Here is a 13,410-nt window from a genome sequence, read left to right on the forward strand (position 1 = left end):
GGAATATGATGAAAAAGTTTAAGGATTTAGTAAAAAAGTTAAAAATGCAAACTGTTAAAGGATTTACTTTAATTGAAATGGTAATTGTAGTTGCGATTATTGCAATTTTATTAATCTTAGTAGTACCTAATTTAACTAACCAAAAAAGTAATGCAGAAGCCAAGACGGATGAGGCATTTCAGACTACCTTGCAGTCACAAGTGACTTTGGCAGAAGAAGATGGTAAAAAAATAACTTCTTGGGATCAATTATTAGAAGCTAAATATATTTCAGAGAAACAAGCTAAAAAGGCACAAGAAAAATTTGTGATTACAAATGGTGAAGTTGTTAAGAAATAAGATTAAGGCTTTTACCCTTATTGAAACGGTTATTACATTAGGAATTGTTTCAATGATTCTCACGATTGGCTGGTTAAATTTTTCTACTATTAAAGAAAAAATGCTAATTGATAATACTAGTATGCAAGTTAAAGTTATTCTTAATCAGGTATTACGTCAGGCTAGTATTACTAATAGGCTTTATATGATTGATTATTATAGGTCGGATAACTTATTAATTGTTAAAGAACCAAATGGAAAAATAAAAAAATATTCTTTGCCTGAAGAGGTAAAGATATATAATTTGGCAAAAACTAATATTGAGCAAACGGGTTATATTGCGCCAAAAACAATAACCTTTCAAACTGAACACTATAAAAAGCAACTTCGGATTCAATTAAAGTGGGGAAAAATCAATGAAACAAGTTAAAGGCTTTCTATTGATTGAAGCAGCAATTAGTCTAATTATTTTATTGTTGTGTCTAAATTTGTTTGTTTATTGCCTTACTGAAACAAGAAAAATTGAAGCCAATTCGCAAATAAAGAGTGATCGAGCATACGCTCATTATATATTGAGAAAATATCATTTACATAAAATTAAAGTTCATGGAATTGAATATGAAGATTAAACAAGTTAAAGGCTTTTTATTAGTAGAAGCAATAATAAGCATAGCAATTACCTTACTTTGTTTAATGATGCTAACTAATTTATTGGGGTTATTTAAACAGTATCGACAAGTTGAACACTATGGTAATGAATTGGTTTTAAGCTATGTTCAATTAAATAACTTTATTGAAACGAGCGATTATATTGAGATTGATCAAAAAGAAAGTAATTCAAAAAAGGTAATATTTAAGCGAGAAGAAGCAGGAAAAGTAACTAATTATGTTCTTGAGTATTACAACAAATCAATGTTGCGTTTAACCGCAAGTCAAGGTGGACATATACCTTTATTAATGAAAGTGAAACAAAGCGATTTTGATATAGATGGTCAGAAATTAAAAGTAAGAATTACTGAGTGGAAAAACGGAGAGAGTGAGTGGTTTTTTGATCTTTCTAGTAAAAATAAACCAGCTGATGAAAAAATGGAACAAGATGATAAAAGTCAGGATAAACGGTAGTATATTGATTAGTACGATTCTCTTGTTATTAGCTATTTTGCTTTTTTTGCAATATTATCAATTTATTTTCGTAAAGACTGTTGAAAATAACCAACTTTTAGTCAAATACTTTGAAAGTAAGTGAGTTCCCTTGCATGTCATAACCTCTTTCTTTTAAAATGTTATAGAAGAAAAAGGGGTTTGATTAAATGAAAAATATTGAAGCAATTTTTGCACAATTTTTAGAAGTAGTTCAAATTTTACAAAAAAACTTAAATGTCCCATTTGCCGGTGCTGTAACTGAAACTTTTGATAATTTAGAAAATGGCAAGATAAAAGTAGAAATGGGTGCACCTGATAAAGAAGCTGTAGCTTTGCTATCTAAAAAATATCAGGAATTAAATTATGATAAACTTCCAAGTACTCAAAAATACTTGGTATTTACTTTATTGACTCTAAAAGCAATGAAAGAAGATGGCCGAAACTATTCTCAAATGCCAACTCCGCCAGTTTTGGCAACAGTAGTTGCAATGGTCTGGGATAAGTTAATTACTAAAACAGAATTATCTGTTGTTGATCCAGCAATTGGAACGGGGAGTTTGCTATATACGGTTATTGATCAACTTGTGCAAAGCCACCATTCTCAAAACCAATATCGTTTAGCAGGAATAGATAATGATGAATCAATGCTCGATTTAGCAGATGTTGGTGCACATTTAAACAATTATAAGATTGACTTGTATTGCCAAGATTCATTAGAAAATTGGTTAATTGAAAAACCAGATGTAATAGTATCCGATCTACCTGTTGGTTATTATCCAATTGATAAAAATGCCAAGAATTTTGCTACTCAAGCCAAAGAAGGACATTCGTTAGCCCATGAATTACTAGTTGAACAAACAATTAAAAACTTAGCTCCTGCTGGTTATGCATTTTTATTAGTCCCAAATAGTCTTTTAGGTGGAAAACTAGGAGCTGAATTTATGCCATGGCTTGCTAAGAAAGTATATTTACAAGCAGTAGTTCAGTTGCCAAACGATTTATTCCAAAATCCATTGAATCAAAAGTCTTTGTTAGTTTTCCAAAATCATGGTGAAAATGCGCAAAGTAGGGATGTATTATTAGCTAAACTTGGTTCACTTAAAGAAGAAAAATCTTTAGTTGACTTCAACCAAAAATTAAACGAGTGGTATACTAAAAAAAGATAGTTTGTGAAATTAAATTAAAGGAGTATCACTCTATGAAAAAAGTTTTAGCGATTAATTCAGGTAGTTCATCGTTTAAATATAAATTATTTGGCTTACCTGATGAAACTGTTCTAGCAGAAGGTCTTGGTGATCGAATTGGGCTTGCTGGTTCTACTTTTGAAATGAAGTTTGGAAATGGTCAAAAGTATTGCGAAGAAGTTGCATTACCAGATCAAGAAACAGCTGTGAAAATCTTACTTGATTGGCTGAAAAAGTATGATGTAGTTAATGATTTAACAGAAATTGTAGGTGTTGGTCATAGAATTGTTAGTGGTGGTGAAGAGTTTACTGATTCTGCCATTATTGATGAAAAAAACTTACAAAAAATTTTTGATTTAACTGATTATGCACCATTACATAATCCTGCAGAAGGTCGTGGGATAAAAGCTTTCATGAACTTGCTTCCAGGAGTTCCTCAAGTTGGTGTTTTTGATACTTCTTTCCACCAGACAATGGATGAAGTTCACTACCTTTATTCTGTACCTTTTGAATATTATGAAAAATATAAGGCACGTAAATATGGAGCTCATGGTACTAGTGTAAGATATGTTGCGAATAGAACAGCTGAACTTTTACATAGAGATTTATCCGATCTCAAGATGATTATTTGTCACTTAGGATCTGGGGCTTCAATTACTGCTGTAAAAGATGGTAAGTCATTTGACACTTCAATGGGCTTTTCACCATTAGCAGGTGTTACAATGGGAACTCGCTCCGGAGATGTTGACGCATCCTTAATCCAATTCATTATGGATAAAGAAGGGATTAAGAACATTGATGATATGATTGATATTTTGAATCATAAGTCAGGACTTCTTGGTATTAGTGGCATATCTTCAGATATGAGAGACCTTGAAAGTAGTGACACAAAGCGTGCAAAATTAGCTCGTGACATTTTTGTTAACCGTGTAATTCGTTATGCTGGTTCATATGCAGTTGAAATGGGTGGTATCGATGCTCTTGTCTTTACTGCTGGAATTGGGGAACATGATGCCAATATTCGTGCAGGAATTATGAAATTATTTGAATGCATGGGTCTTGATCCAGACTTTGAAGCTAATAAGACAAATGGTGAAAAGTTAATTTCTAAAAAGGGTTCTAAGATTGCAGCATTAATTGTTCCAACTGATGAAGAATTGATGATTGAACGTGATGTTGTTCGTTTAGCACACTTAGATTAAGCAAAATACTTGAGGATATAGTAATTTATCGTTATAATTACTATGTCCTTTTTTATGGGGATGTTTTGGGATTCGACAGGCGTAGATCTGCTCTGACTGCGATTCGTAGGTTACGTCTACGTAAAAACGTTATCAGTTAAATATAACTGCAAAAAACAATAATTCTTACGCATTAGCTGCTTAGTCAGCGTGTGTTGCCTCTTAGCGATTCACCTATGGTTGCTAATTGGTATCAACTCTAATAGGTTACGCTTAGTTTTGCCACCTGAGAGAATAAGAAGAGAATTTGCAGGTTAGTTAGGTTCTACTAGCCCTGATATATGGCGTTTGAACCTAATGAAATTCAAATAATATCTCTATGATCGTAGAGGTTAGTGATGGAATGCGTTTGGACAGGGGTTCAACTCCCCTCATCTCCACCCAGAAGAATAAAAAGCCCGGTATATCAATATACTTGGGCTTTTTTGGTTGAAAATAACCAACTTTTAACCAACTTGAGCAAAAATAAAAATATAAAAAGCAACTAGACCAATTTTAGATAAAAATAAAAAGCCAACAATAATTGCTGGCTTAAATATTTAAATCATTTATCGATTGAGCAACTTTTTTCTTGCTCTGATTGGTAACGTGAGTATATATATTGAGAGTCATCTCTACAGTTTCGTGTCCCAGTATTGCCTGAACATCTGATGGTTTGATATACGGATTAGACTCAATGAGTAGTGAGGCAAAGGAGCGATTTCAAGTAATCGCTCTTTTATTTATCCCAAAGACACAGAACTTACTGGTAATGATTTAATTGAGTTTATCAATTACAACGATAGCCATCTCAAGCCTCATTATCGCACTAATATGGACTATTACTTAGGACACCACCCAGTGCTTGAACAACCAGCTAAGCAGACTGGTGCAGACAACCGACTAGTGGTTAATCTGCCTAAGTACTTAGTAGATACATATAACGGTTTCTTCTCAGGAATTGCACCTAAAATTTCACTCGATGATGATAAGGAAAACCAAAAACTCCAAGACTGGAACAACACGAATAGTTTTGTGGACAAGCTGAACGAAATATCCAAGCAAGCCGATATTTATGGCAAGTCCTATGCTTTCGTTTATCAAGATGAGGATAGTCAGACTAGAGTTACATACTGCAGTCCAAGCCATGCTTTTATGGTCTATGATGACACAGTCAATCGTGAGCCATTGGCATTTGTACGCTATCACTATGACAATTCAAGTGACGCAACCGCTAAAGGGACTATCTATTATGCTGACGCTAGTTATGACTTTGTAGGACCAGCAATTAATCCTGAGCCTACTCCTAATTTATATAAGCTAGTTCCAGCTGTTGAGTTCTATGAGAATGAGGAAAGACAAGGTGTGTTTGATGGTTGTATCACCCTTATCAACGAATTAGACCGTGCGCTTAGTCAGAAGGCAAACCAGGTTGAATACTTCGACAATGCTTACTTATACATGCTCGGTATTCAATTAGAAAAGGATAGAGATACAGGACAACCTATGCTTGATTTGAAGAACGATCGTTTCATTTATGCTCCAGCTGATACAGCAGTTAACGGCAAGATTGGCTTCGTATCTAAGCCAGATGGCGACAACATGCAAGAGAACCTTATCAATAGACTGACCGAATGGATATTCCAAACTGCGATGATTCCTAACATGAACGACCAGGCTTTCAGCGGTAACAGTTCAGGTGTTGCACTCCAGTATAAGCTCCTCCCAATGAAGAATCGTGCTTCAAACAAGGAACGGAAATTCGTTCATTCATTAAGACACCTGTATCAGATTATCTTTAGTGTTGGGACTGTACTTCCTGATAGTTCAAAAAATAAATGGCAAGACTTATCATTCCAGTTCACTAGAAATATGCCAGCTAATATTGCTGATGAAGTTAATAGTGCAGTTAATGCTTCGGGAATTGTATCTAAAGAAACAGCTCTCTCTCTACTTAGCTTTATTGATGATCCTAAGTCTGAAATTAATCGTATGGAAAAAGAAAAAGACGAGGAAATGAAGCGAGTTAGTCAGCTAAGCCCTGCTGCAATGGACTTCCAGAAGGTAAATAGCGATGACGAGAAGTGATTATTGGAAGAACAGGGATGAACTAGAAAAAGAAGCCAATCAAAAATATATTAATCAGGATTCTGCTTATCTTAAAGAGCTAGAAGCTCATTACAACTTAATGCTGGATAATATCAATAAGCAGATTGATGCTGAATATTCATCTTTAGCAAATCGCAATCATGTTTCAATCGATTTGGCAATGCAACAAGTTAGTCAAATGGACGTAAGCATATATTCAACTAAGGCCAAACAAATAGTTGAAAAAGCAGCTAAGATAAAAAATAAGGTTAGCTATAGTGATTATCCTGACGCTGTAAATCAAGAATTACGTGTTTATAATGCAACAATGAGAATTAATAGGCTGGAGCTGTTAAAAGCTAATGTTGGCCTAGAAATTCAAAAGGTTGGACTAGAAATCTACAATGAGGCAAGTAATAGATTAGCACAAAGATATAAAACTGAATCTAAACGGCAAGCAGGTATCTTAGGCTTAAATGAACCAGCTGACAGGCTATATGCTAGTCCAGATATGCGGAATGTTATTAATGCAACTGTAAAAGGGGCTACTTGGTCGCAAAGGCTGTGGGCTAATCAACAGGGATTGAGATATGCAGTTAACCAGTTATTAACGACTGGAGCAACTAATTCTAATAGGCAGAAATTGAAAGAATTGTTGCAGACTACAGTCAATAACTGGCGATATGTAACCCAGAGATTGATTAATACAGAGCTTGCCAGAGTTCAATATAAAGCCCAGAAAGATTCAATAACTAAGGCAGACTACAAGTATGTTAAATGGATAGCTGAACCCAAAGCATGTAGTACTTGTAATAGGATAGCTAGAACTGATAACGGTTGGGGCAAAGGGGTATGGGAACTTGAAAAAGTACCAGATATACCGCAAGATACACATCCCAACTGTAGGTGTGCAATTAGTGCTCACTGGGTTAGTGAGAATAAAGAGGAAGCCAGAACAACAGATCAAAGTCCATTAACATCTGAAGAAATGGAGAAGATTATAGGCTTTGACAAAGTTGCAGCATTGAAACAGTACATGAGTGCGGAATCTTATTTATTAAATGACTGCCTTAGAAATGATGTTAAATTAAGTGATGACCAACAAAAATTAGTTAATAATCTTGACGAGGCATTGGCTAAACTACCAAAATATAGATCTGATAAACCAGTTTCAAGAGATTTCTCTCAATCCATGTCCATGTATGATATTGAAGACGCAAAAGAAATTGTTAAATCATGGAAAGAACAAGGATATTATCAAGATAAAGCTTATATTTCAACAAGCAAAGGTCATTATGCGGAAGGCGAAGAATTGATTCATATGATAATTAAAAAGCAACATAGTGGTGTTGATTTAAGTCATATAGATGCATCAATTGGCGCAAATGACAAAGAAAGTGAAGTGCTTTTTCCTAGAAATACACGATTCAAGTTTATTAATTGGCACTATGATAAAATTGATAAAAAATATGTTGTATTTGTGGAGGAAACTAATAATGAGTGATAAAGAAGATTATTCACATCGATTCACCGAAGATTTCGAATTTGCTACTAAAGACTTAGAAAAAGTCTGGCCTAAGAAAGTAGAAGGTGCACTCCGCTTCTGGAAGCGAAAGCATGATGCAGGAAGAGTTCCTGATGATTATTATGAAAAAACAAGAGAAGCCTTGCTTAAATCATTAGATGATTGGAAAAAAAGACACGGTAAATCTTAATATTATTATCAATTTATCTAAGAACTAACAACACGTTAGTTCTTTTTTTATGCCTTTTTCCGTGCGTTGTAGGCGTTAAAGAACAACCTGAGTGTCTCCCACGACGGTAAATGCGAGTTTAGAAAGGACAATGAATATGCCTAACGAAGAACAACCAAATGTAACTAACAATGGCCAAGAAGTTAAGCCAGAACAAGCTGGTAATGCTGAACCAAAGCCAGAAAAGCAAGATGACGGTAAGGATTATGACAAACTTACCTCAGAACTTGAAAAGTTGAAGAATCGAATCGGCAAGGAACAGCATGAAAAGCATGTTGCAAATGATCGTATTAAGGAACTTCAAGCTGAGCTGGATAAGTACAAGCAAGAACAGGTGGATAAAAACCCTGAGAAGAAGCAAGATGAAACAGCTAAGCAATTAGAAGAACTTAAAAAGAAGAATGAAGAACTCAATTTTTGAGGTTTAATTTTTTAATAAAGTTAAGCTTTTCAATATACAAGATATTGAAAGATTATGAATATATATTTGAATTATCCCCAATATGTTGTATGCTTATATTTATAACAACACATTTTTTAGTCGAATGGGAGAAAATAATGTCAACCTTAGAAGTAAAAGATTTATATGTTTCAGTTCAAGACAACAATGAAGAAAAGCAAATTTTAAAAGGTCTTAACCTTAAAATGAGTACTGGTGAAATCCATGCAATCATGGGACCTAATGGTACCGGTAAATCAACTTTATCTTCAACAATTATGGGGGATGCAAAATATCACATTAATAGTGGGGATATCTTATTAAATGGTGAGAGTATCTTAGATTGGCCAGTTGATCAAAGAGCGCGGGCTGGACTTTTTTTAGCAATGCAATATCCTGCAGAAATTCCTGGGGTAACTAATGCTGAATTTGTCAAAGCAGCTGTTAATGCACGTCGTCCTAAGAATGATCCCGTTCCTATGGGCGAATTTATGAAAGAACTTCAATCTACTTTGAAAACTTTAGATATGACTATGGAAATGGCAGGACGCTATTTGAATCAAGGCTTTTCTGGTGGTGAAAAGAAGCGGAATGAAATTATGCAAATGATGATGATTAAACCATCTTTTGCAATCTTAGATGAAATTGACTCTGGGCTTGACATTGACGCTTTAAAGGTTGTCTCACGTGGTGTTAACTTGATGCGTGGCGATAACTTTGGTGCTTTGCTTATTACCCACTACCAACGTTTACTTAACTATATTGAACCTGACTTTGTTCATGTGATGATGGGCGGAAAAATTGTTAAAACAGGGGATGCAAGTCTTGCAAAACGTCTTGAAAATGAAGGCTATGCAAAACTTCGTGATGAATTAGGATTAGATATTAAATTAGTTGATGAAGACGCATAGGAGGCTGAAGAATGGAATCTGTAGAAACTTTAGCTAAAAAGCGTTTGGAGCCAACTTGGTTTGAAGAAATTCGCGAAAAAGCTAGTCAACTTATTGGAAAAACTCCATATCCTGATTTTAAAAAATTAAAATACAAAGATTGGGACTTACACTTAACTGGGAATTTTGTTTCAACTGAGACTTTTACGGCTAATGCCAATGTCGCGCAAGCAGGCGAAAATTTAGCTCAAATTAACCTCCCTGATGAATATCGCAAAAAAGGGGTAATTGTGGCTGATTTTCATGAAGCTTTACAAAATTACCCTAAGTTAGTACAAAAATATTTTATGACTAAGGGCTTAAAAGCTAGTGATGATGAGTTTTTAGCTGAACATGTTGCTTATTTACAAAGTGGATTATTTATTTATGTCCCTAAAGATGTGCAAGTTGAAATACCGCTGACTTGTGAATATTTGCAAAAGGCTGCATTAGCATCTGAATACGTTCACCATGTATTATTAATCGTTGATGAAGGAAGTAGTTTCTCATATATTGAAAAGCTTACCAGTCAAGGCAATGAAAAAAGTAAAGTTAACTTTGTTTGTGAAGTAATTGCGAAGAAAAATAGTCATGTTCACTTTACAAGTATTGATAACTTGGCGGAAAATGTTACTTCTTATTTGAATCGTCGGGGTTATTTAGAAAAAGATGCCAAAGTTGATTGGGCCATGGCCTTGATGAATGATGGCCGAACTTTGGGTGATTTTAATAGTGATTTAGTTGGTGATGGTAGTCACGCTGAATTAAAGGCAGTAGGTATTTCGACTAATAGCCAGATTCAAGGAATCAATACCCGCGTTACAAATTATGGCAATAATACTATTGGTCACATTTTGCAACATGGTGTTAGCTTAGATAAATCAACTTTGATTTTTAATGCAGTTGGTCACATTATGAAAGGCTCAAAAGGCAGTGACGCTGAACAAGAAAGTCGTATCTTAATGCTGAGTCAAGGTGCACGTGGGGATGCAAATCCCATCTTACTAATTGATGATAACGACGTTATGGCGGGTCACGCAGCAAGTATTGGCCGAGTAAATCCAGAACAGCTCTATTACTTGATGAGCCGCGGCCTTGATAAAAAGATGGCAGAACGCGTTGTGATTCGCGGCTTTTTATCGCCAGTACTTGAAGAGATTCCAACTGCTGATTTAAAACAAGTGTTTAGTGATTTAATTGAGAGAAAGATCAGTGAAAAATAACTATAAAGCAGACTTTCCACTATTGGCCAATTCTGACTTAATTTATTTAGATAGTGCAGCAACTAGTCAAAAACCGCAATGTGTAATTGATGCTCTAACTAATTATTATCAAACTCAAAATGCCAATGTTCATCGGGCTTTGTATGGTTTAGGAGAAGCTGCTACGGCAGAGTATGAGCAGGCAAGAAAAAAAGTCGCAGGCTTTATTAATTCTGAAGCAGATGAAGTGATTTTTACCAAAGGGACGACTCAAGGGCTTAACTGGATTGCTAATGGTTTTGCCGAGCAAGTCTTAAAGCCAGGTGATGAAATTTTAATTTCGATTGAAGAACATCATTCTAATTTGGTTCCTTGGCAAATTATTGCTCAAAAAACTGGAGCTAAGCTAGTTTATGTCTATTTAACTGCTGATCTAAACTTTGATTATGCAGACTTTGAAGTAAAGTTAAATTCAAAGACAAAAATTGTTGCCTTACACCATATGTCAAATGTTTTGGGAAATATTCTTGATATAAGTAAACTTGCTGAATTAACTCATAATTTTGGTGCATATTTGGTAGTTGATGGCGCCCAAGCAGCTGCTCATACAGTACTTGATATGAAAAAGTTTGATTGTGATTTTTATGCTTTTTCAGGTCATAAAATGTTTGGCCCAATGGGAATTGGGGTGCTTTTTGGTAAAAGAGAGTTGCTAGCTAAAATGCAACCTGTTGAATATGGCGGAGAAATGATTAATGAAGTTAGTGAACAAAGTGCTGACTTTAAAGCTGCTCCACTTAAATTTGAAGCTGGAACTCAAAATGTTGCTGGTGCGATTGGCTTAGGAGTGGCAATTGATTATTTGAAGCAAGTAGGGATTACCAATATTGAAAAGGTCGATTTGGACTTAAGTAAATATGCTAAAAATAAACTGGAAGAAATTGATGGTATTACCATCTACGGCCATAACCATGGCATAATTTCGTTTAACTTAGATGGCGTTCATCCCCATGATGTAGCTAGCTTTCTTGATGCAGATGACCTGTGCCTACGTGCTGGGCATCACTGTGCTGAACCACTAATGAATTATTTGAAAATTCCAGCATGCTTGCGAGCAAGTTTTAGTATTTATAATGATTATTCAGATGTAGATGCTTTAGCTAATTCACTAAAAAAGATAAAGGAGTTTTTTGGAAAATGAGCTTTAATTTGACTGATTTATACCGTGAAAGCATTGTTGAAGCAGCTCAAGCTCCTAGACACCATGGCCAATTAACTAAGAAAAATGCAAGCGTTGAACTTCATAATCCTTCTTGTGGGGATGTTTTAGTTTTAGATGGCTATTTTAAAGATAATAAGTTAGTTGATGTCGCCTTTTCTGGTTATGGCTGCACGATTAGCCAAGCTAGTGCTAGTTTAATGACTGATCATGTTTTAGGACAAGAAATTTCTAAAATAAAAAATGAAGTAATACTCTTTTCAAGCCTGATTACTGAAGAACTTAGCCAAGCTCAAAAAGATCAACTAGGTGACTGCATCATGCTTGAAGGTGTAAAAGAATTTCCAGCCAGAATTAAATGTGCAACGTTAGCATGGAAGGCAATTTATCAATTAATTGAAAATTATGAAGGACAAAAATAATGACTGATGAAGCAATAAAAAATCTAGGTGGTCAATATCAATATGGATTTAAGGATGATATTGAACCGATTTATACGACTGGTGAAGGTTTAAGCGAAGAAGTTGTTAGAAAAATTTCAGCAGCTAAAAATGAACCTAAGTGGATGCTCGACATTCGTTTAGCTGCTTATGAAACCTATAAAAAGTTATCTTTACCAACTTTTGGGCCAGACTTAACCAAGCTTGATTATGAACACATTAACTATTTCAGACGTGACAGTGACTTTGTTGCTCGTAAATGGGAAGATGTGCCAGAAGATATTAAAAAGACTTTTGATAAATTAGGTGTGCCCCAAGCTGAACGAAAATATTTAGCTGGTTCCAGTGCCCAATATGAATCAGAAGTTGTTTATCACAATATGCGCAAGCAATTTGAAGATATGGGAATTATCTTCATGGATACTGATACAGCAGTACAAAAGCATCCTGATTTAGTTAAGAAATATTTTGGAAAGTTAGTTCCAGCTAGTGACAATAAGTTAGCTGCTTTAAACACAGCAGTTTGGTCGGGTGGTACTTTTATTTATGTACCTAAAGGCGTTAGTTGTCCAACACCAATTCAAAGTTATTTCAGAATTAATGCGGGAAATTCTGGGCAATTTGAAAGAACTTTAATTATTGTTGATGAAGGCGCACACGTGAACTATGTTGAAGGTTGTACTGCTCCAAATTATTCAGCTGATTCACTTCACGCTGCAGTTGTTGAAGTGAATGTCTTAAAAGATGCATATTGTCGCTACACTACGATTCAAAACTGGTCGAACAATGTCTATAGTTTAGAGACTAAAAGAGCTCAGGCTTTAGAAAATGCAACTATGGAATGGGTCGATGGTAACTTGGGTTCAAAGGTAACGATGAAGTACCCAAGTATCTACTTAAATGGACAAGGTGCCCATGGAAATATGTTATCCATTGCCTTTGCCGGTAAAAATATTGATTCTGATACTGGTGCTACGATGGTTCATAACGCTAAAAATACTTATTCAAGTACTGTTTCCAAGTCCCTATGTAAAGATGGCGGTATTGCCGATTACCGTGGCCATATTCGTTTTAACGAGCATTGTGATGGTTCATTTGCCCATGTTGAATGTGACACAATCATTATGGATGATAAGTCTTCAAGTGATACTATTCCATTCAATGAAGTCTTGAATTCAAATGTATCAATGGAGCACGAGGCGAAAGTTTCGAAGATTTCCGAAGAGCAGCTTTATTATTTAATGAGTCGTGGAATTAGTGAAGAAAAGGCAACAGAAATGATTGTCATGGGCTTTGTTGAGCCGTTTACGAAAGAATTACCAATGGAATATGCAGTAGAACTTAACCGACTCATACAGCTCAACATGTCTGGCGGTATTGGATAATAAAAAAAGCCGTTTACACATGATTTCCACATGATAATGTCTAAAATAAATTATTTAGATATTTGTTTGATTGATAGACCAATTTTAGGA

General features: G+C 35.1%; 15 protein-coding genes and 1 other RNA gene. All 16 read left to right on the top strand.

The window, feature by feature from the left end:
• The first annotated feature begins 5 nt into the window (after positions 1-5).
• The 16 genes from comGC (at position 6) to sufB (ending at position 13,320) form a co-directional block, all read left to right on the top strand.
• Positions 6-338 carry a competence type IV pilus major pilin ComGC gene (gene comGC, locus FC45_RS00135; RefSeq protein WP_006584941.1) on the top strand — a complete coding sequence of 111 codons (333 nt, stop codon included), beginning with the start codon at positions 6-8 and terminating at the stop codon, positions 336-338.
• A complete protein-coding gene (locus FC45_RS00140; RefSeq protein ID WP_006584940.1) occupies positions 316-747 on the top strand; it encodes a type II secretion system protein in 432 nt (143 codons plus the stop codon). Before comGC ends, FC45_RS00140 begins: the two co-directional genes overlap by 23 nt.
• The gene (locus tag FC45_RS00145) at positions 734-946 is read left to right on the top strand and encodes a hypothetical protein (RefSeq protein WP_006584939.1); all 213 of its coding nucleotides are present in this window, start codon (positions 734-736) and stop codon (positions 944-946) included. The genes FC45_RS00140 and FC45_RS00145 overlap by 14 nt, the downstream gene beginning before the upstream one ends.
• Positions 936-1,439 (top strand): competence type IV pilus minor pilin ComGF, encoded by a 504-nt coding sequence (comGF, locus tag FC45_RS00150; RefSeq protein WP_006587926.1) that lies wholly within the window; start codon positions 936-938, stop codon positions 1,437-1,439. The genes FC45_RS00145 and comGF overlap by 11 nt, the downstream gene beginning before the upstream one ends.
• A 188-nt stretch (positions 1,440-1,627) precedes the next feature.
• The gene (locus FC45_RS00155; protein ID WP_006587924.1) at positions 1,628-2,626 is read left to right on the top strand and encodes a class I SAM-dependent methyltransferase; all 999 of its coding nucleotides are present in this window, start codon (positions 1,628-1,630) and stop codon (positions 2,624-2,626) included.
• 32 nt (positions 2,627-2,658) lie between these two features.
• Entirely contained in the window at positions 2,659-3,846 is a 1,188-nt protein-coding gene (locus tag FC45_RS00160; RefSeq protein ID WP_006584937.1) for an acetate/propionate family kinase, read from the top strand.
• A gap of 56 nt (positions 3,847-3,902) precedes the next feature.
• Positions 3,903-4,268: a transfer-messenger RNA gene (ssrA, locus tag FC45_RS07620) on the top strand.
• A 316-nt stretch (positions 4,269-4,584) separates the two neighbouring features.
• Positions 4,585-5,952: a phage portal protein gene (locus FC45_RS00165; RefSeq protein ID WP_180753775.1), complete on the top strand. Its 1,368-nt coding sequence runs from the start codon at positions 4,585-4,587 to the stop codon at positions 5,950-5,952.
• On the top strand, positions 5,939-7,456 hold the full coding sequence (locus tag FC45_RS00170) for an ADP-ribosyltransferase (RefSeq protein ID WP_006584935.1): 1,518 nt from the start codon (positions 5,939-5,941) through the stop codon (positions 7,454-7,456). Before FC45_RS00165 ends, FC45_RS00170 begins: the two co-directional genes overlap by 14 nt.
• On the top strand, positions 7,449-7,667 hold the full coding sequence (locus FC45_RS00175) for a hypothetical protein (RefSeq protein WP_006587923.1): 219 nt from the start codon (positions 7,449-7,451) through the stop codon (positions 7,665-7,667). Before FC45_RS00170 ends, FC45_RS00175 begins: the two co-directional genes overlap by 8 nt.
• 136 nt (positions 7,668-7,803) lie before the next feature.
• Complete coding sequence (locus FC45_RS00180) at positions 7,804-8,127, top strand: hypothetical protein (protein WP_006587922.1); 324 nt, start codon at positions 7,804-7,806, stop codon at positions 8,125-8,127.
• Positions 8,128-8,264: 137 nt separating this feature from the next.
• Positions 8,265-9,056 (top strand): Fe-S cluster assembly ATPase SufC, encoded by a 792-nt coding sequence (gene sufC, locus FC45_RS00185; protein ID WP_006584932.1) that lies wholly within the window; start codon positions 8,265-8,267, stop codon positions 9,054-9,056.
• An 11-nt stretch (positions 9,057-9,067) separates the two neighbouring features.
• The gene (gene sufD, locus FC45_RS00190) at positions 9,068-10,297 is read left to right on the top strand and encodes a Fe-S cluster assembly protein SufD (protein ID WP_006584931.1); all 1,230 of its coding nucleotides are present in this window, start codon (positions 9,068-9,070) and stop codon (positions 10,295-10,297) included.
• Positions 10,272-11,477 (top strand): SufS family cysteine desulfurase, encoded by a 1,206-nt coding sequence (locus tag FC45_RS00195; protein WP_006587921.1) that lies wholly within the window; start codon positions 10,272-10,274, stop codon positions 11,475-11,477. Before sufD ends, FC45_RS00195 begins: the two co-directional genes overlap by 26 nt.
• Entirely contained in the window at positions 11,474-11,917 is a 444-nt protein-coding gene (gene sufU / locus FC45_RS00200; RefSeq protein WP_006584930.1) for a Fe-S cluster assembly sulfur transfer protein SufU, read from the top strand. Before FC45_RS00195 ends, sufU begins: the two co-directional genes overlap by 4 nt.
• The gene (gene sufB, locus FC45_RS00205; protein WP_006584929.1) at positions 11,917-13,320 is read left to right on the top strand and encodes a Fe-S cluster assembly protein SufB; all 1,404 of its coding nucleotides are present in this window, start codon (positions 11,917-11,919) and stop codon (positions 13,318-13,320) included. Before sufU ends, sufB begins: the two co-directional genes overlap by 1 nt.
• The last annotated feature ends 90 nt before the right edge of the window (positions 13,321-13,410 follow it).

This window comes from Lactobacillus jensenii DSM 20557, from assembly GCF_001436455.1.
In the GTDB taxonomy this organism is placed as follows: Bacteria; Bacillota; Bacilli; order Lactobacillales; family Lactobacillaceae; genus Lactobacillus; species Lactobacillus jensenii.